The following is a 20,433-nucleotide window of genomic DNA, read 5'->3' as shown; positions in this document are numbered from 1 at the left end:
GCCGCCTTCGAGGACACGCTGATCACGCCGAACGCGCCCTTCGACCGCTGGCTGCAGGGCGATGACGCGGCGATGACCGCGGAGCAGAAACAGGGCCTCTCGCTCTTCATGTCCGAGGGTTGCAGCGCCTGCCACAACGGCATGAACATCGGTGGCAACAGCTATCAGGTCTTCGGCGCGGTGGCGCAGCCCGACGCGACGATCCTGCCGCCCGAGGACACCGGGCGCTTCGCGATCACCGGGGACGAGGCCGACAAATACGCCTACAAGGTGCCGACGCTGCGCAATGTCGCGCTCACCGCGCCCTATTTCCACTCCGGTTCGGTCTGGGATCTGAAGGAGGCGGTGACGGTGATGGCGAGCGCGCAGCTTGGCGCGCAGCTCGACGACACGCAGGTCGGCCAGATCGTCGCCTTCCTCGGCAGCCTGACCGGCGATCAGCCGCAGATCGTCTATCCGGTGCTGCCCGCGAGCGTCGCCACGACGCCGCATCCGATGCCCTGAGGCCGGCCCCGCCTCTGGCGACCAACGCCCCGTCGGCAGCCGCCGGCGGGGCGTTTCGCATGTCGGGCTCCGCCGGCGCGGTCAGTCGAGCGGAACCAGCGGCAGCGCCCGCGCCCCGGGGATCGAAAGCGCCCCCGCCTGCCCCATCGCCATCGCCAGCGCCGCCGCCTCCTCCGGCGTATCGGCACCATGTTCGGGGTCGAGCCCGTCGTCGCGGCTCATCACGCCAAGCCAGAGCCGCTGCCCGCCCGGCAGCACGAAGCGCGTCTGCCAAAGCCGTAGCCGCGGCAGATCCCGCGCACGCCCCTCCGCGGGTGCGCTCAGCGCGAGGTCATTCACGCGGTTGTTCCAGAAAAGCGGCGCAAGCGCCGGATCGGGCGCCTTGTGCAGGCCGAGATCGGCAAGCGCGGTCAGCGCGAGCCCCCCCGGCGTGACCGCCGGCGCGCGCCGCCAGCCCTGCGCCTGCAGCGCCGCGCCAAGGCTTTCGGGCGTCGTCGCGAGAAAGGCGATGTTCAGCGCGAAGCGATGCTCGCCGGTCAGGGTTTCGGCCGCGGCGGGCAGCGCATGGGCGCGGACCGCCTGCTCCGGCGTGGCGATCGCGATGAGTTCCGGCGCGGCGGGGCGCGGGTTCAGCGCCTTGGTATAATCGTTCAGCCGCATCCCCGCCGCGCCGAGAAGCGCCAGCGTGATCAGCGCCGCCACCCCGGCCCGGGCGCCGGTCACCGCGCGCGGCGCGGGCGGGCGCACGGCCTGGCGCCACTCGGCCACGGCGATGCCGCTGACGAGGCAGATCCCGCCCAGAAGCCAGCCGGCGAGCACGTCGCTCAGGTAATGCTCGATCAGGTAGAGCCGGCTGAGCCCGAGCAGGAAGGCGGTCGTTGCGGCCCAGAAGGCGGCGGTGACCGGGCCAAGCCGGCGGGCGCGCCAGAGCAGGTAGAAGAGCATCCCGTAAAAGGCGATGCCGATCGCGGCATGGCCGGAGGGGAAGCTGCCCGTCGTCTCGGCGAAATAGCCCAGCGCCGAGCGCGGCCGGCCGAAGGCGAGCTTGAGCACCGAGACCGAGACGAGATCGGTGACGAGCGCGGTCAGAAGCCCGATCATCAGCGCCCAGCGCCGCGCGAGCGCGAGCCACATCAGCGCGATCACGAGGAAGGCGATCACCACCAGCGTGTCGCCGAGCGCCGTGACCGCGGTGAAGCCGCGCAGCAGCCCCGGCGACCAGAACATCTGCATCAGCTGCGCGAGCCGCGCATCGACCTGCACGATCGGATCGGCCTGCACGAAATCGAGCGCGAGCCCGATCCAGAGCACGGTGAGATAGCCGAAGGCGAGCGCGAGCAGCGTCGCGGGCAGGCCGCGGAAATGGCTGCGGTCGAGCCGGGCGGCGAGGAACTGCGCCACCCGCGGGTGACGCGCGCCAAGCGATCCAGCCCGCGGATGCTGCACGGCGCGGTCGTAAAGCCCGCCGAGCAGCGCGAGCAGCACCGGCAGCGCCCGGTCGAGCCGGCGCAGCACCCACCAGACGACGAGCGCGCCAAGCGCCAACCCGAGCGCGAAGAGCACCTCGCGCGTGAGCACCGGCGAGAGCCGGGTGAGCCCCGCGCCGAGCAGATAGCCAAAGCTCACATGCGCGATCGCATAGGGCACGCCGCTCGCGAGGTTCCAAAGGCGAAAGCGGCGCGTCTCCATCCCCGAAAGCGCGGCGGCGAGCGGCACGAAGGCCGCGACCGGGCCAAGGAACCGCCCGAGCACCAGCGCAAAGCCGCCGTGGCGCGCAAAGAGCCGCTCGGCCCGGCCGAAGGCCGCCATCTTCTCGACCTGCCAGCGTCCGGCGAGGCCGCGGCGCAGCCGATGGCCGAGGTGGAAGCTCGCCTCGCCGCCGAGGATCGAACCGATCGCGACGAACCAGACGAGGTCGAGGAAATCGAGCATCCCGCGCTGCACCATGAAGCCGCCCGCATCGACGACGAGCGTGCCGGGCAGGAAGAGCCCGGTGAGCACGAAAGCCTCGAGCCCGGCGGCAAGGCCGATCCCCCAATAGGCAAACATGCCGAGCGCGGCGAGGGAGGGCAGGATCTGGTCGATCGAACTCGGCATGGTCTTTGCTTTCCGTTGCGGGGGCGCCGGCGCCCCCGCCCCTGATAGGCGCCCCATAGCGACCTGCAAAGTCATGCAGATGTCACAAGATCGTAAGCCCCTCCCCGCCGCGGGCCCCGGCCTAGCCGTTCAGATCCTTAAGCAGCCGGCCATGCTTGCGCACCTCGGCCACGACGTCGCCGAAGGTGGTCAGCCCGCGCGCCTTCAGCGCCGGCATCAGCTTGAGGAAGGCGTCGGCGGTGGCGACGGTGTCGCCGATCGCGGTGTGGCGCGCCTCCTCGGGGATGGTGATGCCAAGCCGATGGGTCAGCGCGTCGAGGCTGTGCACCTCCGACTGGCCGAAGACCACCGCCGAGAGCAGCACGGTGTCGAGCACCGGATTGTCGAAGCCCGCGCCGATCACACCTTCCTTGCGGCGCAAAAATTCCATGTCGAAAGGCGCGTTATGGGCGACGAGCACCGCCCCTTCGGCGAATTTGTGGAACTTCCGCCCGACCTCGGCGATGCCCGGTGCATCGGCCACCATCGCGTCGGAAATGCCATGCACCGCGGTCGAGCCGGGCGGGATCCGGCGGCCCGGGTTCACCAGCGTGTCGAAGACCTCGGTGCCGACGCGCCGCCCGTTCACGATCCGCACCGCGGCGATCTGCACGATCTCGTCCTCGGAGGGGAGAAGCCCGGTGGTTTCCGTGTCGAAGACGACGAAGGTCAGCTTTTCCAAGGGCTTCGCGGCGAATTCGGCATCCTGCGGCGCCTCGAGCAGGTCGAAGTCATAGACCACGGCGCGCGGCACCGGCCGCGGCCGCTTCGCCGCGATCCGCGCCTCGCGCAGCGGAATGCAAAGCCGCGCGCGGTGCTCGCCCAGCTTCTCGGGCCAGATCTCGCTCGCATGGGTGGCGAGCACCCGCCGCCCGGTCACATCCTCCATGCCAACCTCGAGCGGCGCCTCGAGCCAGCGCTCGAGATCGCCCACGGGCGCCGGCGCCCCCTCCCATTCGAGCGCGATGAGCGCGCCGGCCCCCTCCTCGGAGATCTCGAGGCGGAAGTCGCGCCGCCCCTCGGTCAGATGCGCGACGAGGGTGGAAAGCAGCGCCACCATCTCGAACCCTTCGCAGCGCAGCATCAGCGGCGCGGCGACCGCAAGCACCGATCCGCCCGCCGCGGCGACGCGCGCGCGCACCGCCTCGCCCAGATCCGAGGCGCGGATCATGCCGAGCGGCCACCAGTCGGCGCGCATCGCCTCGTGCTCCTCGAACATCGTGTGGATCGCGCCGGAAAGCGCCGCGGCCTCGGCGCGCGCGGCCTCGCGCACGCGGTCGCGCGCGGGGCCGGTCGGGCCGTTGTCGTCGGTGAGCACGCCGGTGAGCGATTGCAGCGCGGCGGCGGGGCGGCGGATGCGGTCGAAAAGCGCATCCATCAGCGCCTCGCGCCGCGCATGCGCGCGCATGTCGCCCGAAACGTCGCGCAGCGTCAGAACATAGCCCGGGCGGCGCGCGAGGTGGTGATCCTCCCCCTCCGACAAAAGCCGCATCCGCGCGGCAAGCACCTTGCCATCGGCCACCGTCGCGCAAAGCAGATCGGAGGCGGCATCGGGGTCGTCCGTCTCCAAAAGCCGCTCATAGGCATGCAGGAGCGGCGCGCGATGCAGGTAGTCGAAGACGCGGCGGTCAAGGCCCGGCGCATGCGCGCCGCCCAGAAGGTCGACCGCCTGCCCGTTGTAGAAGACCAGCTGATGCTCGCTCGAGCAGAGCAGCACCCCCACCGGCACATCGCAGAGCAGCGCCTCGAGCCGCTCCTTTTCCTGCGCGAGGCGGGTCGTCTCGCGCTGCACCGCCTCGGTTAGCGCCGAGCGCGTCTCGGCCAGATGGCTCGTCACCGCGGCGGCGGCGGGCGCCAGATCGCCGAGATAGCGGCCCGAAACCTGATCGAGATCGGCCTCGACCGCGGCATGGGTGCGCGCGCGCATGCCCCCCGCGAGCCGCTCGATCGGCTTCGCGACATTCTCGTCGAAGAGGAACCAGACCGCGGTGATCAGCCCGGTGATCGCGAAGCCCGCGACCACGCCGCCGATCACGAAACCGTCGAGCGCCTGCGCCACGCCGAGCTTTTCGAAACCGAAGACGAGACCGGCGGTGAGCGCGGCGAGATTGCCCGCCGCCAGCGCCGCGAAGAAAAGAAAGACGCGCAGCCTCAGGCTCAGCCGGGTGAGATCCATCACGCCGCTCCCGCGCCGGCTCCGGCCCCGGCGTCGAGCAAGCGGTGAACTTCGTCGCGCAATTCCTTGAGTTCGAAGGGTTTCGCGATGAACCCGTCGGCGCCGAGCGCAAGCCCCTTGCGCCGTTCCATCGCCGAGCCGCGCGCCGTCATCATCAGGATCTTGACGCCGGCGAGGCCGCGGTCGGCGCGCACCTCCTGGCAGATCTCGTAGCCCGAGACCTCGGGCAGCATCACGTCGAGCAGCACGAGGTCGGGATGCGTCGCGCGGATCCTCTCGAGCGCGCCCTCGCCCGAGGCGATACGGTCATGCTCGTAGCCCTCGCGCCCCATCAGATAATCGAGCGCGAGGGCGATATTGTCCTCGTCCTCGACGATCAGGACGCGCTGCTTCCTCCCCCCGTCGGCCATCGCTCACCCTCCCGAACACACCGCCGCCAGCCCCGCGTCGCCCGCCTCGAGCGGGTGCCATTCGGCCCCCGTGAGCGAACCGTCCGCATTCACCTGCGCCCCGCCGAACAGATCGGCCCGCGCGCCCTTTTCGCAATCATAGGCCACCGGCACGCTGTGCAGCGGCTCCCATCGCGCGAGCAGCAGAAGGTCGGTCGTGGCGATCCCCGGCGCCGGATGGGCGATCTTCGCGCGGTCGACCACGATCGCGCGGGTGGTGATCGGCGCGAGATAGGTCCAGGGCCGCCAGGCCGCGCTTTCCTGCGCGGTCCCGATCACCTCGGCGCTCGCGGGCAGGCCGGCGCGCATGTTGGAAAACCAGTGATATTCGCCCCAGATCGTCACGCCCAGCATCGAGAGCCCGATCGCCGCGGGCATCGCCCATTTCGGCAGAACCCGGCCGGTGAACCGCTTGAGCGCATGGCGCAGCGCGAAGACGACGATCGCGGCGAGAATGCCGGCAGCGAACATCGTGAGGAAATCATTGGTCATTTAGCTTACCACGGCCTTGTTGTGGCTCAGCGCCGATTGCATCGTGCGCACGACGACGAAGGCATCGCGCAGATGCGACCGTTCGAAGTCGCTCAGATCGGAGGGAGCGAGGTAGTTGTCGGGCTTGCGGCCCGCCTTGATCAGATGCGCCTGATTTTCGAGACGCATCTGGGCGATGAGGTCATAGGCCTCGATCAGGTCGCGCGCGCCGGAGGCGGAGATCGTCGCCTTCGCCTCGGCCTCGAGGAGGCGCGCGCGGGTGTTCACCGCCGCCCCCCGGCCCTGCAGCGCGTAGACGCGGGCGAGATCGGCGACCGGCACGACGCCGTTGTGCTTCATGTCGATATGATTGCGATGCTCGCCCGAGCGGATCGTGGCGAAGCCGCGGATCAGGCCCAGCGGCGGCGTGTGCTTGAGCGAGTTCGAGATCATATGCGCGACGAAGATCGAGTTCTTCGCGCTGAGTTCAAGGGTTTCCGCCTGCAACTCCTGGAACAGCCCGACCGCCGCGCCGCCGATCGGGCGCAGGTCGAACATCACCGAGGCGAGCATCTGCGCCTCGGGGTTGGGCGTGTTGATCCAGTGGTGGAAATAGTCGCGCCAGACGCGCGCGGGCTGACACCAGCGCGGGTTCGTCGCCATCATGTCGCCCGGGCAATAGACATAGCCGCAGGCGTTGAGCCCGTCCGAGACGATCTGCGCGAGATCGCGGAAATAACCCATCTCCTCTTCGGTGACCGCGTCGTCGAGGATCAGGCAGTTGTCCTGGTCGCTCACGCCGGTCTGCTCCTGCCGGCCCTGCGAGCCGCAGGCAAGCCAGAGATAGGGCACCGGCGGGCGGCCGAACCGCTGTTCGGCCATCACGAGGAGGCGCCGAGTGACGGCATCGGCGATATCGGTGATCAGCCGCGTCACCACGTCATGGCTTTGGTGCGAGCCGACGAGCTGCACCAGAAGCTGCGGGATGCGCGCGGTGACGGTGGCCATTTCCTCGACGGTTTCCGCCGAAACCACGTCGCGGATCAGCATCGCCGAGGAGACCGCCTGGAAGCGGGTGAGGTCGGTCTGGGTGATCATGCCGACGAAGCGGCCGTCCTCGGCGATCGGCAGATGGCCGATGCGGCGTTCGAGCATGATATGCAGGATGTCGGAGCCGAGCGCCGTGGGCGGCAGCGTCACCGGATCGGCGGTCATGATCGCCTCGACCGGGGTCTCGGGCGCCATGCCGCCGGCCAGAACCTTGTTCGACATGTCGCGCACGGTGACGATGCCGAGCAGCTTTTCCTCCGCATCCACCACGCCGAGCGAGGAGACATGGGCGTCGCGCATGATCTTCGCCGCCTCGACGACCGTCGTCGGCGCGGAGCAGGACAAGGGCTTGCGCGCGATCAGATCGGCGACCTTCTGCGTCGCGATATCGGTGGTCGCCCGCTCGCCGCGCTTGCGGTTGAAGAAGCGCGCGAAGGAAGGGTAGGTCTCGATCAGCCGGGTGAAGGTCGGCGCCGGCAGCACGAGGATGATCGAGGTCTCGGTCGCCTTCGCCTGAGTCACCGCGATCCCGCCCGAGCGCAGCCCGCGCTCGCCGAAGGAATTGCGCGGCCCGAGCAGCGAGACGAGCCCGCCATTGCCGTCGGTGATCTCCACCGCGCCCTGCTTGATCAGGTAAAGCCCGCCGATCGGGGTGTTGAACACATAGACCAGCGTTCCGGCGCGGAACTCCATGCGGCGAAAGGAGGTGGCGACCGACGCCAGCTCGTCACGCGGCAGGGTGTCATAGGGGTGGACGGTCTCGAGAAAAGCGATGATCGCGTCACGATCGGGTTCCATTCTGTCCTCCCTTGTGCTGGAGGCCCCGCGCACGGAGCCTCCGGTCTTGTGCGGGCGGGGTCACCCCCGCCCGGGATCGTGTCAGTGGCCGGTCGCAGCGCCCGCACCCTTCGGGATGCGGATCGATTCCACCAGTTCCTGCACCGAGTCCGGCGTCGGCTTGGTCACCGAGGTGACGCCATAGGCGACGACGAAGTTGATGATCGCGCCAACCGTGCCGAAGGCCGTCGACTTGATGCCGAAGAGCATCGGCGCCGCATCGGAGTAGGAGGCCGTCGAGGCGACGAAGAACCAGCCCTTGTGCAGGAAGATGTAGACCACGGTGGTGATCAGACCGGCGAGCATGCCCGCGATCGCACCGGCCGAGTTGATGCGCTTCGTGAAGATGCCCATCATCAGCGCCGGGAAGATCGTCGCGGCGGCCACACCGAAGGCGAGCGCCACGGTCTGCGCGGCGAAGCCCGGGGGGTTCAGGCCGAGCCAGGTGGCGACACCGATCGCGACGGCCATCGAGATGCGCGCGGCGAGCAGTTCCGACTTCTCCGAGATGTTCGGATTGATCTGGCCCTTGATCAGGTCGTGCGAGACGGCGGAAGAGATCGCCATCAGCAGGCCCGCAGCGGTCGAGAGCGCGGCGGCGAGACCGCCGGCGGCGACGAGCGCGATGACCCAGCTCGGAAGCTGCGCGATTTCCGGATTGGCGAGCACCATGATGTCGTTGTTCACGGTGAGCTCGTTGCCCTTCCAGGTCGCGGCCTGCGGGTTCTTCTCGACCAGCTTGGCGGTGCCGGCAGCGACGGCATCGTCATAGGCCTTCTGCGCGGCGTCGATCGCAGCCTGATCGCCACCCTTCTTGGCTTCGGCAAGCGCCGCGGCCTTGGCGGAGGCGCCGTCGTTGTAATACTCGATCATGCCGTCGCCGTTCAGGTCGGAGACCTTGAGCAGCCCGGTCTTGACCCAGTTGTCGACCCACTGCGGGGTGTCGGCCTGGGCGAGCGGAGCATTCATCGTGCCGTTCGGGAAGAAGGTGTTGATCAGGTTCACGCGCGCCATCGCCGCAACCGCCGGGGCGGTGAGGTAAAGGAGCGCGATGAAGACGAGCGCCCAGCCGGCCGAGGAGCGGGCATCCGCAACCTTCGGAACGGTGAAGAAGCGCACGATCACATGGGGCAGGCCCGCGGTGCCGATCATCAGCGACATCGTGAACAGGAACAGGTTGAGCGTGTTGTCCGACTGCGCGGTGTAGGACTTGAAGCCGAGATCGGCGAGCAGCCCGTTGAGCGTGGTCAGGAGCGGCGTGCCGGTGGCCTTGGCTTCCGAGAAGAGGCCGAGCGCCGGGATCGGGTTGCCGGTCAGGTTGAGCGAGATGAAGATCGCCGGGATCGTGTAGGCGATGATCAGCACGACATACTGGGCGACCTGAGTATAGGTGATGCCCTTCATGCCGCCGAGCACGGCATAGGCGAACACCACCGCGGCGCCGATGTAGAGGCCGGTGTCGTTCGACACTTCGAGGAAGCGCGAGAAGGCGACGCCCACGCCCGACATCTGGCCGATCACGTAGGTGATCGAGATGATGAGCAGGCAGATCACGCCGACGACGCGCGCGGTGCCGCTGTAGAAGCGGTCGCCGATGAATTCCGGCACGGTGAACTTGCCGAACTTGCGCAGATAGGGCGCGAGCAGCATGGCGAGCAGCACGTAGCCGCCAGTCCAGCCCATCAGATAGGCCGAGGTGTCGTAGCCGCCGAAGGCGATGATGCCGGCCATCGAGATGAAGGAGGCGGCCGACATCCAGTCAGCGCCGGTGGCCATGCCGTTCGCGATCGGGTGGACGCCGCCGCCCGCCGCATAGAATTCCGCGGTCGACCCCGCACGGGCCCAGATCGCGATACCGAAGTAAAGCGCGAAGGTCGCGCCCACGACGATAAGGTTGAGGGTAAATTGATCCATTGTCCCTGCGCTCCCTTATTCTTCCACGCCGTGTTCGCGGTCGAGTTTGTTCATCCGCGCCGCATAGGCGAAGATGATGACCAGGAACACGAGGATCGAGCCTTGCTGGGCGAACCAGAAGCCCAGGTCGGTGCCACCGATACCGATGCCGGCAAGCATCGGGCGCAGCAGAATGCCGAAACCGAACGAGCAGACGAACCAGATCACGAGAAAGATCTGAATCGTGCGGATGTTCGCTTTCCAGTAGGCGTTGGACGAAGATTTGTCCGCCATAGCGTCACTCCCTTGTTATTGTCTCCGAACGGGCCCCCTCCCGGGGCCCGCCCTCCCCCAATGATGTCAAGCCGAAACGCGCGAGACGATCGACCCGAGCCCCTCGGCGATCGCGTCGATGGAGCCCATCGCGTCGATCTCCTCGAGCACGCCGAGAGCCCGGTAATGGGCGATCAGCGGCGCCGTCTGGGCGTGATAGGCCTCCAGCCGTGCACGCGCCGTATCGGCATTGTCGTCGGCCCGGCGCTTGAATTCCGTGCCGCCGCATTTGTCGCAGACCCCCGCGACGGCGGGGATCTTGAATTGGTCGTGGTAGCCCTCGCCGCATTTGGCGCAGGTGTAGCGGCCGGCGACGCGGGCGATCATCGCCTCGTCGTCGACCTCGAGCGAGATCGCCGCGGTGACGCGCGCGCCGAGATGGGCGAGCAGGTCGTCGAGCGCCTCGGCCTGCCCCGCGGTGCGGGGAAAGCCGTCGAGGATCACGCCGGCGCGGACGTCGGGCTGGGCCATGCGGTCGCGCAGGATCGCAAGCACGATCTCGTCGCTCACAAGGCCGCCCGCCTCCATCACCGCCTTCGCGGCAAGGCCCGCCGGCGTGCCCGCGGCGACGGCCGCGCGCAACAGATCGCCGGTCGAGAGCTGGACGAGGCCGAAGCGCTCCTCGAGCATCCGCGCCTGGGTGCCCTTGCCCGCGCCCGGAGGCCCGAGCAGGATCAGCACCGCGGGGGTGGTGGTGACGTCATCCGCCATCGCTCAGCCCCGGTTCATGCGGTTGTCGATCAGCTCCTGCACGACCGAGGGATCGGCCAGCGTCGAGATGTCGCCCAGGCTGCCATAGTCGTTCTCGGCGATCTTGCGCAGGATGCGGCGCATGATCTTGCCCGAACGGGTCTTCGGCAGGCCCGGCGCCCACTGGATGAGATCGGGCTTCGCGATCGGGCCGATCTCGGTGCGGACCCATTTCTCGAGATCCTTGCGCAGCGCGTCCGAGGGCTCGACGTCGTTCATCAGCGTGACATAGGCGTAGATGCCCTGGCCCTTGAGGTCGTGCGGGTAGCCCACGACGGCGGCCTCGGCCACGGCCTGGTGCGCGACCAGCGCCGATTCGACTTCGGCGGTGCCCATGCGGTGGCCGGAGACGTTGATCACGTCGTCGACGCGGCCGGTGATCCAGTAATAGCCGTCCTTGTCGCGGCGGCAGCCGTCACCGGTGAAGTAATAGCCGCGATACTGCGCGAAATAGGCCTCCTGGAAGCGGTCGTGATCGCCCCAGAGGGTGCGCATCTGGCCCGGCCAGCTGTCGGAGATGCAGAGCACGCCCTCGGCCTCGGTCTCGCCCTGGCGCACGGCGGTGGCCGGGTCGAGCACGACCGGCTTCACGCCGAAGAACGGGTTGGTGGCCGAGCCCGGCTTCGTGGGCGTCGCGCCCGGCAGCGGCGTGAGCATGTGGCCGCCGGTCTCGGTCTGCCAGAAGGTGTCGACGATCGGGCATTTGCCCTTGCCGACGTGCTGGTCGTACCAGGCCCAGGCCTCGGGGTTGATCGGCTCGCCGACCGAACCCAGCACCTTGATCGAGCTGAGGTCGTATTTCTCGACCCATTCCGGCCCCTGCCCCATCAGCGAGCGGATCGCGGTGGGGGCGGTGTAGAACTGGTTCACCTTGTGCTTTTCGCAGACTTCCCAGAAGCGGCCGGCGTCCGGGTAGGTCGGCACGCCCTCGAACATCACGGTCGTCGCGCCATTGGCGAGCGGGCCGTAGACGATATAGCTGTGACCGGTGACCCAGCCCACGTCCGCGGTGCACCAGAACACGTCGCCGTCATGGTAGTCGAAGGTGTATTGCATCGTCATCGAGGCATAGACGAGATAGCCGCCCGTCGAATGCACGACGCCCTTCGGCTTGCCGGTCGAGCCCGAGGTGTAGAGGATGAAGAGCGGGTCTTCCGCATTCATCGGACGCGGCGGGCATTCGGGCGAGACGTGCTCCATCAGGTAGAGCAGATCGACGTCGCGGCCCTGCACCCAGGAGATCTGGTCGCCGGTGCGCTTCACGACAAGACAGCGGACCTTGTCCGAGCAGTGCAAGAGCGCCGCGTCGGTATTGGCCTTGAGCGGCGTGCGCTTGCCACCGCGCGGCGCGGTGTCGGCGGTGATGACGAGCTTCGCGCCGCAGTCGTTGATGCGGTTCGCCAGCGCGTCGGGCGAGAAGCCGGCGAAGACGATCGAATGGATCGCGCCGATGCGCGCGCAGGCCAGCATCGCATAGGCGGCCTCGGGGATCATCGGCAGGTAGATGACGACGCGGTCGCCGCGCATGATGCCCTGCGAAAGCAGGACGTTCGCCATCCGGTTCACCTTTTCGGAGAGTTCCTTGTAGGTGATGTGTTGGGCGGGCTCGTTCGGATCATCGGGCTCGAAGATGATCGCGGTCTGCAGCGCGCGATCCTTCAGGTGGCGGTCGATGCAGTTCACCGAGGCGTTCAGCACGCCGTCCTCGAACCACTTGATCGAGACCTTGCCGAAGGTGAAATCGGTGTTCTTGACCTTGGTGTAAGGCGTCATCCAGTCGAGACGCTTGCCCTCGCGGCCCCAGAAGGCGTCCGGGTTCTCGATCGATTCGCGATACATCTCGAGATATTTCTGCATGTTCGCATGCGCGTTCTCGAAGCCCGGCGGGACCTCGCGCAGTTCGGGTGCTTCGATGGATTGCGGCTGTGCGCTCATGGCCTCTCCTCCCAGGAAAACATGCGGCCATCTGGCCGCGTCTGCCCCCGATCCGCTCGGGGGCGCTCTACCCCGAAGACATTCTAAACCATTTGTCAGTTGTTATGTAAGCCCCCAATTCCATTGAATTTTTTTGTAAAGTAATTCACAGCATTCGCGATAACTATGTAAATATTGTGAAAACGTACGAAAATTTGACATTTTCTTTCAAGGCCTTGCCGGATCAGAACGGCCGAAATGACGCTACGTTCTGCAGTGCGGCATTGCGTCAAGCGCATGACACTCGCGCAAAAGATGTGCCGCGGTGCGCCCCTCGGGCGGGCACCGCGGCAGGTTGATTCGTCGCAAATCGGTCAGGGCCGGAGGTCAGGCGGAAAGCAGCTCCGCCGCGGCCTCCGAGGTGCCGGCAAAGGCCAGATCGGGCTCGCCCAGCCCCTGCGCGCGCATCGCCTGTTCGAGCGGCGACGCCGCGCCAAGCACGATCAGCCGCCCGCCCCGGCGCGCGAGTTTCTGCGCAAGCTCGTGGATCATCCGCGCCCCGGTGCTGTCGACGAAGCTCACCTCGGAGACGTCGAGCAGCACCGCGCGCGGCCGCTGCGCGATCCGGTCGAGCACCGTGCCCAGCCGCGCGACCGAGCCGAAGAACACCGCGCCGCGCAGGTGATAGGTCACCAGATCCGCGGGCTGCGGCGCGTCGCCCGTCACCTCCTGCGGCTCGCCCTCGGCAAGCTGCGCCATCTCCGCCATGCGCCGGATGAAGACGAGACCGCCCAGCGCGAAGCCAAGCACGATCCCCTCGGCGAGGTCGCGGAAAACGACGACGAGGAAGGTCACGAGCAGCACCAGCGCATCGCCTTTCGAGGCGCGCAGAAGGCCCGCGAACTCGGTCTTCTCGATCATGTTCCAGGCGACGATGCCGAGCAGCCCGGCCAGCGCGGGCAGCGGGATATAGGCGGCGAGCGGCGCCACGAGGATCATGAAGCCGAGCACGAAAAGCGCGTGCAGCATCCCCGAGACCGGCCCATGCGCGCCGGCGCGGATGTTCGTCGCGGTACGCGCGATCGTGCCGGTGACGCAGAAGCCACCGAAGAGCGCCGCCCCCATGTTCGCCACGCCCTGCGCGACCAGCTCCATGTTCGAGCGGTGCAACGTGCCCGACATGCCGTCGGCGACCATCGCCGAAAGCAGCGACTCGATCGCGCCGAGCAGGGTGAAGGAGGCCGCCCAGGGCAGCGCCGCGGTGACCGTCTGCATTGTGATCTCGGGCAGATGCGGCGCGGGCAGAAGCCGCGGCAGTTCGCCGAAGCGGGAGCCGATCGTCTCCACCGGCAGGTGCAGCAGCGCGGCGACGAGCGTGGTCAGCGCGATCCCCATCAGGAGGCTCGGCCAGCGCGGACGGAAGCGCTTGATCAGCTCGATCACCACCACCGTGCCGAGCGCGACCCCGACCGCGGCCGGGGTGATCGTGCCCCGCGCCTCCCAGAGTGCGGCAAGCTTGGGCAGGATCGGCCCGGGCTCGCCATGGGCCAGGGTCAGACCGAACATGTCCTTGATCTGGCTTGAAAAGATGATGACGCCGATGCCCGAGGTGAAGCCCACGGTGACCGGATAGGGCATGTAGCGGATGGTCTGGCCCAGCCGCAGCACGCCGAGAATGGCAAGCATGATCCCCGAAAGGAAGGTCGCAAGCGCCAGCCCCCCCACCCCGGTCTGCGCCACGCAGGCGGCGACGAGCACGATGAAGGCGCCCGCCGGCCCGCCGATCTGGTAGCGCGAGCCACCGAGCAGCGACACGAGGAAACCGCCCACGATCGCGGTGAAGAGCCCGCGCTCCGGCCCGACGCCCGAGGCGATGGCGATCGCCATCGACAGTGGCAGCGCGACGATGGCGACGGTCAACCCCGCCATCGCATCGGCGCGCAGCTGCGGCAGGCCGTAGCCCTCGCGCAGGACGGTAACGAGTTTCGGCACGAGGGACGATGCCCCCGGCCGCGACGAAAGGCTTGCGTCGCTCATCTTGGCTCTCTAGCTGTTGGATGGCGCGAGCAAATCCCTCTGCCCGCGCCTTGTCAAGCGCCAGCCCGGTTGTCCCAGCCCGCGCCCCAGCCTCCGGAGCCCCGCGATGACCGAAACCGTGAAAGACCCGATCCGCCCTACCGATGACGAGGCCCGCGCCCTCGCCTGCGGCCTGATCGCCGGCGCGCGCTTTGCCGCGCTTGGCGTGACCGACCCGGAAACGGGCTTTCCCGCGGTGACCCGGATCGCGCTGGGTTCTGGCCCCGAGGGCGGGATCTGGACGCTGGTCTCGGGCCTTTCGGCGCATAGCCGCGCGCTGCGCGCCGATCCGCGCGCGAGCCTTCTGGTGGGCGAGCCGGGGCCGAAGGGCGACCCGCTCACCCATCCGCGCCTCAGCCTGCAGGTGATGGCCGAGCCGCTCGCCCCCGGTGATCCGCGCCGCGCCGCGGCCCGCGCGCGCTGGCTCGCCGATCACCCGAAGGCGAAACTCTATATCGACCTGCCCGATTTCTTCTTCGTCGCCTTCCGCCCGGTCTCGGGCGCACTCAACGGCGGTTTCGGCCGCGCCTTCCGCCTCACGCCCGAAGATCTGGCATGAGGAAACGGGCGCCCGAAGGCGCCCGCCTGCCCCTCCGGGCCTTGCCTGGACTTCCCCGATCAGTTCGGCCCGATCAGTTCGGGTTGTCCATCCGCACCCTGATATGGACGCGACCGAGCGAGGCCGTGCCCCAGTTGATCTTCACGTCCTGCTTGCTGCTGTTCTGCTCGACCAGCACATAGGGCATGTTCGTCACGCGGCTGCCGCTGGAGTCGGTGATCATCCCCTCGGCGACCAGGCTCTCGACATTGCGCGCATTGCCGCCAAAGGCGAGATAGGGCCCCGGCTGCGCCGTCCAGGTGGTCTGCGCCGTGGCCTGGTCGACCTGCAGGAACACCGGGTTCGAGATCACCTGGCTCACCCCGTTGAACGAGTTGCCCTCGATCATCACGTTGCGCATCCGGGTATTGTCGAGCGTGGCGAAGGTGGTGTCGACCTTCTCCACCCGGTCGATCGAGCCGTTGAGCGACTTGAACGTGTTGCAGGAGATGTTCAGCCCCTGGATGAAATGGCCGGTGCCATAGGGTTTGATCGAGAACCAGGTGAACCAGCTCGCCACGTCGTTGCAGGTGAAGATGTTCCCCGTCACCGTCAGCCCGCCGAAGGAATAGCTGCTGGTGAAGGTCGGATCCGACGAATATTCGTTGGTCCATTCGATGAAGTTGTTGTCGATGTAGTTGCCGGTGACCGCCGATTTCACGTTCGGCTGGCAGAACACGAGCCCCGCCGTGCGCGGCCCCGCGGTCTCGCCATCGCCCTGGAACCAGTGGTTGCCGGTGAACAGATGGCCGTTGCCGTCCATGATGAAGGTGGTGCCGAAGCGCACGAAGCGGCTGTCGCGGATCTTCGTGTCATTGGCGTTGACGTTGATCGCGACCGAGGTGCGGTCGGTCGCCGCCATCGCCATCTCGTTCGACAGGAAATGGCAGCGGTCGACATGCAGATCCTGGCAGCCCGATCCGATCGAGGTGATCGCACGGTCCTTGGGCCGCACGATATAGCAGTCGCGGATCTGGAACAGCTCGCCCGAGGGCGCAAGCAGGATCGTCGAGGCATAGCCGTTGCAGGTGAACTCGACGTCGTCGATGTTGAACCGGTCGAGATTGCTCAGCCCCGAGAAGTCGAGCATGTATTTGCGCCGGGTGAAGGTCAGGATCCGGTTGCCCGAGCCGCCGTAGAACGGCTGCGACAGCGTCAGCGAGCCATTCGCGACGTTCACCGCCTTCACATAGACCTCGCGCCCGACGCCATTGCCGGTGACCTGCGCGCCGACCGGGATCTGCGCGATCTTCGTCACCGAGGTGAGCTGATATTGCGAGGAGGTCGAGTAGCTCGCCTGCGAGACCACCACCTCGTCGTCCCAGGCGGTGCTCTCGACCGCGTTGAGCTGACCGTTGCGCAGCACGCGGCGGCTCGAATAGCTCGAGAGATCCGGCGCGATCGCCTTCAGATCGATCGGCGCGTCGATGTCCACGCGGCGCCCGCAAAGGTCGAGCGTGTTGTGGTCGGTATAGTAGAACAGCGCCTGCAACGCGCGCTTGAACCCGGTGAGCTCGTCGCCGAAGGCGCGCGCATAGGTCGGCAGGTCGAAGTTCTGCAAAAGCGAGAGCCGCGACGTGGTCGGCATCGTCACCGAACCGACGAAGCGCGTCTGCGAGGCCATCGAGACCGTCGAGCCGAGGTAATAGCTGCCCTCCGGCACCAGCACCCAGCGCCCCGCCGCCGCCGCATCCGCCGCCGCGAAGGCCGCGCTGTCGTCGGTGACGCCATCGCCCTTCGCGCCATAGTCGCGCACGTCGACCCAGTCCATCATCTCGCGCAGGAAGGCCTCGGTGACATCGTCGATCTGGATATCGTCGATGCGCACCACGCCGCCGTTCTGCCCGGTCAGATCCAGCCCGAAGAAGCCGTAGATCGGCACCGTGCCCCAGATCATGTCGACGCCGGTGCGCGCACCGGTGCCGACGATCGCCGAAACCTCGACGACGGTGCCATATTCGGTCAGCGTGACCGAGCTGCCGATCTCCGTCAGACCGCTCACATGGCTGTCCGAGGCGTTCATCGCATAGCCCGCGATCCGCACCGAGGGCAGGTTGCCCGAGACCGCCTTCACCTTCGCCGAGATCCGCAGATAGGCGCCCGGGATCAGCGGCGTGTGGCCCATGTAGCGCAGCTTCTGCGTGCTCACCATCTTGGTGAGTTCGAGGCAGGAGCCGAAGTCCTGATCCGCCGCCACGATCGCCGCATTCGCCGCCCCGTCATAGGTCGCCGAGCCCGCGGTCCCATCCTCGCTCGACCAGACGTCGAGCCCCTCTTCGAATGCGGGCGGGGTCAGCACCAGCCCTTCGGTAATCGCAATATTCATTCGACGTTCCTCTATGTTCCGGCCTGCGCCCCGGCGGGCGGGACAGGCCGCGACCGGGCCGCGCCCTCGCCTGCGCACCCGACGGCAACCGCCGCACCATCCCTCTCGAAGCGTGTGTGCCGGGCTCTCGCGCCTCGGCCTCCCCAGACCTAGAGGGAAAGGTTGAAAAACTCCTGAGACGGGCGCACGCTGCTCCATGCTGCACCGCGGCATCTGTCACTTTTCCGTCTTCTGCCCGTGATAAGCCGAATACGGAGGCCAAAGCCTCGCCACAGATCAGAAAAGAACGTTGCAAAACAATGGCCTATGAGTTCGACCCCGGAGAGACCCGCTTCACCAAGGCGCTGCGCCGGATCGCGCGCGACGAGCTGGGGGGCGCGCTCACCCTCGCGCGGGCGACGGAACATGACGCCTCGCCGCTGCATCCGATGCGCCGCCATGTGAAGAAGACGCGCGGCCTGCTGCGTCTCGTCGCGCCCGTTTTCCCCGGTTTCGAGCGCGAGAACGCCACCCTGCGCGACGCCGCCGCCGGGATCTCCGCGCTGCGCGACGCCGAGGTGATGCGCGAGGGGCTCGACCGGATCGCCGCCGAGGCGCCCGAAGCGGTGGCCGAGGCCGCCCGCGCGATGCGCGCGCATATGCCCGCCCCGGAGGAGACCGTCGATCCCCGCGCCCTCGCCCGTTTCGCCGAGTGCATCGCCGAGGTGCAGGACCGCGCCCGCAACTGGGATCTGGAGGAGGAGGGCTGGGACGCGCTCGGCCCCGGGCTCGAGGCCACGCTCGAGGACGCCCGCCGGCGCATGAAGCGCGCGAAGAAAAGCCGCGCCGACGAGGATTTCCACCGCTGGCGCTCGCGGGTGAAGCACCACTGGTATCACACCCGCCTGCTCGCCGGTCTCTGGCCGGAAATGATGATCGCCCGCGCCGGGGCCGCCGACCGTCTGGGCGAGATGCTCGGCCAGCACCACGATCTCGCCGTGCTCACCCGCGCCCTGCCCGACCATCTCGAACCCGATCAGGTCACCGCCCTCGGCGCCCATCTCGCGCGCGAACAGGCCCGGCTCGAAACGCTGAGCTTCACGCTGGGCACCCGGCTCTTCGCCGAGCGCCCCGCCGCCGTGGTCGAACGCTGGGGCGCCTGGCACGATCTCGCCTGCGCCGAGGCGAAGATCCTGCACTAGCCGCCGTCAGGCGGGCCGGCTCAGGCCTCTTCGGCCGGAACCAGCCCGCCGGCGAGCGCCTTCTCGATCAGCGCGATCGTCTCGGGCACGCCGTAAAGCGCGATGAACCCGCCAAAGCGCGGCCCCTGGCTCTGGCCCAGCAGCACCTCGTAAAGCGCGGTGAACCAGTCGCGCAGCGGCTCGAAAGCGTGCTCGTTGCCGACCGCGAAGACGATCGTCTGCAGCCCCTCGGCCGGGTCCTCGCCCGGGAAGATCTCGTGCAACTCGCCCGCGGGCAGCGCCTTGAGCCGCGCAAGCAGATCCTCCATCGCCGCGCGTTCCTTGTCCGACGGCAGCCGGAAGGTCCGCTGCGGCGCCACGAAATCGTGGAAATAGCGGATCGCAAAGCCCGCCGCCGCGTCGAGATCGGGGTGCGTCTCCGGGCTCGCCTCGGGCGCGTAGCGCTTGATGAAGCCCCAAAGCCCGGTCTTGTCCACAGCACCCGACACGCTCGCCAGATTGAGCAGCATCGCGAACGGCACGACCATGGTCGAGACCGGCGGCTTGCCGCCGTGGATGTGCCAGACCGGGTTGTCGATCTGTTTCTCGAGCGGCTGATCGGCAAAGGCGCGCAGCTGCTGGTGGTATTCGTCCACCGCCTTCGGGATCACGTCCCACCAGAGCCGCTTCGCCGTCTTCGGCTTCTGATACATGAAATAGCCCAGGCTCTCGGTCGCGGCATAGGTCAGCCACTCGTCGATCGTCAGCCCGTTGCCCTTCGATTTCGAGATCTTCTGCCCCTGATCGTCGAGGAAGAGCTCATAGGTGAAATGCTCCGGCGCACGCCCGCCCAGCACCCGGCAGATCCCGTCATAGATCGGCGTATTGGTCGAGTGGTCCTTGCCATACATCTCGAAATCGACGTCCAGCGCCGCCCAGCGCATGCCGAAATCGGGCTTCCACTGCAGCTTCACCTTGCCGCCGGTGACCGGCAGCGTCCATTCCCGCCCGTCCTCGTCGTCAAAGGTGATCTCGCCGCGCTGCGCATCGACGTTCTTCATCGGCACGTAAAGCACGCGCCCCGTCTCCGGATGGATCGGCAGGAAGCAGCTGTAGGTCGAGGCCCGCTCCTCGCGCAGCGACTTGAGCATGATCTTCATGATCTCGTCGTAGCGCTCACAGCAGAGCATCAGCATGTGGTCGAACTTGCCCGACTTGTAATAGTCGGTCGCGCTCGCAAATTCATACTCGAACCCGAAAGTGTCGAGGAACCGGCGCAGCATGGCGTTGTTGTGATCGCCAAAGCTCGGGAATTCGCCGAACGGATCGGGCACCGCGGTCAGCGGCTTCTGGATATTCGCCTTCAGCAGCTCCTGCTGCGGCACGTTCTCCGGCACCTTGCGCATGCCGTCCATGTCGTCGGAAAAGCACAGAAGCTTCGTCGGAATGTCCGAGATGATCTCGAAGGCGCGGCGGATCATCGTCGTGCGCTGCACCTCGCCGAAAGTGCCGATATGCGGCAGACCCGAGGGGCCATAGCCCGTCTCGAACAGCACGTAACCTTTCTCCGGCGGCGCCTTCTCGTAGCGTTTGAGCACCCGGCGCGCTTCCTCGAAAGGCCAGGCTTTGGAGTTCATCGCAGCGTCGCGCAGGGTCGTCATGGTCACCTCATCCGGGCGCCCGATGCGCCCATCCGCGCCTCACCTATTGAACGGGCGCGACATCGTCAATAATTCTTGCCCCGCAACCCTCGAAAGGAC

General features: G+C 67.6%; 15 protein-coding genes. 3 read left to right on the top strand and 12 right to left on the bottom strand.

What is annotated here, in order from left to right:
- A partial coding sequence (locus AB7U46_RS05630; RefSeq protein WP_428335965.1) for a cytochrome-c peroxidase occupies positions 1 to 504 on the top strand: 504 nt, incomplete at its 5' end.
- A gap of 81 nt (positions 505 to 585) precedes the next feature.
- On the opposite strand, the gene AB7U46_RS05625 is transcribed toward AB7U46_RS05630, so the two are convergent.
- The 10 genes from AB7U46_RS05625 to AB7U46_RS05580 form a co-directional block, all read right to left on the bottom strand.
- Complete coding sequence (locus AB7U46_RS05625) at positions 586 to 2,601, bottom strand: phosphatase PAP2 family protein (protein WP_428335964.1); 2,016 nt, start codon at positions 2,599 to 2,601, stop codon at positions 586 to 588.
- Positions 2,602 to 2,722: 121 nt separating this feature from the next.
- Entirely contained in the window at positions 2,723 to 4,816 is a 2,094-nt protein-coding gene (locus tag AB7U46_RS05620; protein ID WP_428335963.1) for an exonuclease domain-containing protein, read from the bottom strand.
- Positions 4,816 to 5,226 (bottom strand): response regulator transcription factor, encoded by a 411-nt coding sequence (locus AB7U46_RS05615; protein WP_428335962.1) that lies wholly within the window; start codon positions 5,224 to 5,226, stop codon positions 4,816 to 4,818. The genes AB7U46_RS05620 and AB7U46_RS05615 overlap by 1 nt, the downstream gene beginning before the upstream one ends.
- A gap of 3 nt (positions 5,227 to 5,229) precedes the next feature.
- Entirely contained in the window at positions 5,230 to 5,757 is a 528-nt protein-coding gene (locus AB7U46_RS05610; RefSeq protein WP_428335961.1) for a hypothetical protein, read from the bottom strand.
- Positions 5,758 to 7,584, bottom strand: coding sequence for a DUF294 nucleotidyltransferase-like domain-containing protein (locus AB7U46_RS05605; protein ID WP_428335960.1), 1,827 nt, complete (start codon positions 7,582 to 7,584; stop codon positions 5,758 to 5,760). It abuts the gene before it with no gap.
- An 81-nt stretch (positions 7,585 to 7,665) separates the two neighbouring features.
- Positions 7,666 to 9,537 carry a sodium:solute symporter family protein gene (locus AB7U46_RS05600; RefSeq protein ID WP_428335959.1) on the bottom strand — a complete coding sequence of 624 codons (1,872 nt, stop codon included), beginning with the start codon at positions 9,535 to 9,537 and terminating at the stop codon, positions 7,666 to 7,668.
- 15 nt (positions 9,538 to 9,552) lie between these two features.
- Positions 9,553 to 9,810, bottom strand: a complete 258-nt coding sequence (locus AB7U46_RS05595) for a DUF4212 domain-containing protein (RefSeq protein WP_428335958.1) — start codon at positions 9,808 to 9,810, stop codon at positions 9,553 to 9,555.
- Positions 9,811 to 9,876: 66 nt separating this feature from the next.
- Entirely contained in the window at positions 9,877 to 10,560 is a 684-nt protein-coding gene (locus AB7U46_RS05590) for an adenylate kinase (RefSeq protein WP_428335957.1), read from the bottom strand.
- A 3-nt stretch (positions 10,561 to 10,563) separates the two neighbouring features.
- On the bottom strand, positions 10,564 to 12,534 hold the full coding sequence (gene acs / locus AB7U46_RS05585) for an acetate--CoA ligase (protein WP_428335956.1): 1,971 nt from the start codon (positions 12,532 to 12,534) through the stop codon (positions 10,564 to 10,566).
- Positions 12,535 to 12,900: 366 nt separating this feature from the next.
- Positions 12,901 to 14,550: a SulP family inorganic anion transporter gene (locus AB7U46_RS05580; protein ID WP_428335955.1), complete on the bottom strand. Its 1,650-nt coding sequence runs from the start codon at positions 14,548 to 14,550 to the stop codon at positions 12,901 to 12,903.
- A 106-nt stretch (positions 14,551 to 14,656) separates the two neighbouring features.
- Here AB7U46_RS05580 and AB7U46_RS05575 point away from each other — a divergent pair, with 106 nt between their 5' ends.
- Positions 14,657 to 15,148 (top strand): HugZ family protein, encoded by a 492-nt coding sequence (locus tag AB7U46_RS05575; RefSeq protein WP_428335954.1) that lies wholly within the window; start codon positions 14,657 to 14,659, stop codon positions 15,146 to 15,148.
- A gap of 73 nt (positions 15,149 to 15,221) precedes the next feature.
- Here AB7U46_RS05575 and AB7U46_RS05570 read toward each other — a convergent pair whose 3' ends face one another.
- Positions 15,222 to 17,513: a glycosyl hydrolase family 28-related protein gene (locus tag AB7U46_RS05570; RefSeq protein ID WP_428335953.1), complete on the bottom strand. Its 2,292-nt coding sequence runs from the start codon at positions 17,511 to 17,513 to the stop codon at positions 15,222 to 15,224.
- A 299-nt stretch (positions 17,514 to 17,812) separates the two neighbouring features.
- On the opposite strand from AB7U46_RS05570, the gene AB7U46_RS05565 reads away from it, so the two are divergent.
- Positions 17,813 to 18,694 carry a CHAD domain-containing protein gene (locus tag AB7U46_RS05565; RefSeq protein WP_428335952.1) on the top strand — a complete coding sequence of 294 codons (882 nt, stop codon included), beginning with the start codon at positions 17,813 to 17,815 and terminating at the stop codon, positions 18,692 to 18,694.
- A 20-nt stretch (positions 18,695 to 18,714) separates the two neighbouring features.
- Here the strand turns inward: AB7U46_RS05565 and AB7U46_RS05560 are convergent, their stop codons facing one another.
- Positions 18,715 to 20,334 carry a lysine--tRNA ligase gene (locus tag AB7U46_RS05560; RefSeq protein WP_428335951.1) on the bottom strand — a complete coding sequence of 540 codons (1,620 nt, stop codon included), beginning with the start codon at positions 20,332 to 20,334 and terminating at the stop codon, positions 18,715 to 18,717.
- Positions 20,335 to 20,433 lie beyond the last annotated feature (99 nt).

The organism is Paenirhodobacter sp., assembly GCF_050177655.1.
Classification (GTDB): Bacteria; Pseudomonadota; Alphaproteobacteria; order Rhodobacterales; family Rhodobacteraceae; genus Rhodobacter.
This window is presented reverse-complemented; position numbering and strand designations above follow the sequence as displayed.

What these genes read in the sequence shown, in the direction of transcription:
- AB7U46_RS05625 (WP_428335964.1), bottom strand. Translation starts at nt 2,601, where the DNA reads ATGCCGAGTTCGATCGACCAGATCCTGCCCTCCCTCGCCGCGCTCGGC.
- AB7U46_RS05620 (WP_428335963.1), bottom strand. Translation starts at nt 4,816, where the DNA reads ATGGATCTCACCCGGCTGAGCCTGAGGCTGCGCGTCTTTCTTTTCTTC.
- AB7U46_RS05615 (WP_428335962.1), bottom strand. Translation starts at nt 5,226, where the DNA reads ATGGCCGACGGGGGGAGGAAGCAGCGCGTCCTGATCGTCGAGGACGAG.
- AB7U46_RS05610 (WP_428335961.1), bottom strand. Translation starts at nt 5,757, where the DNA reads ATGACCAATGATTTCCTCACGATGTTCGCTGCCGGCATTCTCGCCGCG.
- AB7U46_RS05605 (WP_428335960.1), bottom strand. Translation starts at nt 7,584, where the DNA reads ATGGAACCCGATCGTGACGCGATCATCGCTTTTCTCGAGACCGTCCAC.
- AB7U46_RS05600 (WP_428335959.1), bottom strand. Translation starts at nt 9,537, where the DNA reads ATGGATCAATTTACCCTCAACCTTATCGTCGTGGGCGCGACCTTCGCG.
- AB7U46_RS05595 (WP_428335958.1), bottom strand. Translation starts at nt 9,810, where the DNA reads ATGGCGGACAAATCTTCGTCCAACGCCTACTGGAAAGCGAACATCCGC.
- AB7U46_RS05590 (WP_428335957.1), bottom strand. Translation starts at nt 10,560, where the DNA reads ATGGCGGATGACGTCACCACCACCCCCGCGGTGCTGATCCTGCTCGGG.
- acs (WP_428335956.1), bottom strand. Translation starts at nt 12,534, where the DNA reads ATGAGCGCACAGCCGCAATCCATCGAAGCACCCGAACTGCGCGAGGTC.
- AB7U46_RS05580 (WP_428335955.1), bottom strand. Translation starts at nt 14,550, where the DNA reads ATGAGCGACGCAAGCCTTTCGTCGCGGCCGGGGGCATCGTCCCTCGTG.
- AB7U46_RS05575 (WP_428335954.1), top strand. Translation starts at nt 14,657, where the DNA reads ATGACCGAAACCGTGAAAGACCCGATCCGCCCTACCGATGACGAGGCC.
- AB7U46_RS05570 (WP_428335953.1), bottom strand. Translation starts at nt 17,513, where the DNA reads ATGAATATTGCGATTACCGAAGGGCTGGTGCTGACCCCGCCCGCATTC.
- AB7U46_RS05565 (WP_428335952.1), top strand. Translation starts at nt 17,813, where the DNA reads ATGGCCTATGAGTTCGACCCCGGAGAGACCCGCTTCACCAAGGCGCTG.
- AB7U46_RS05560 (WP_428335951.1), bottom strand. Translation starts at nt 20,334, where the DNA reads ATGACGACCCTGCGCGACGCTGCGATGAACTCCAAAGCCTGGCCTTTC.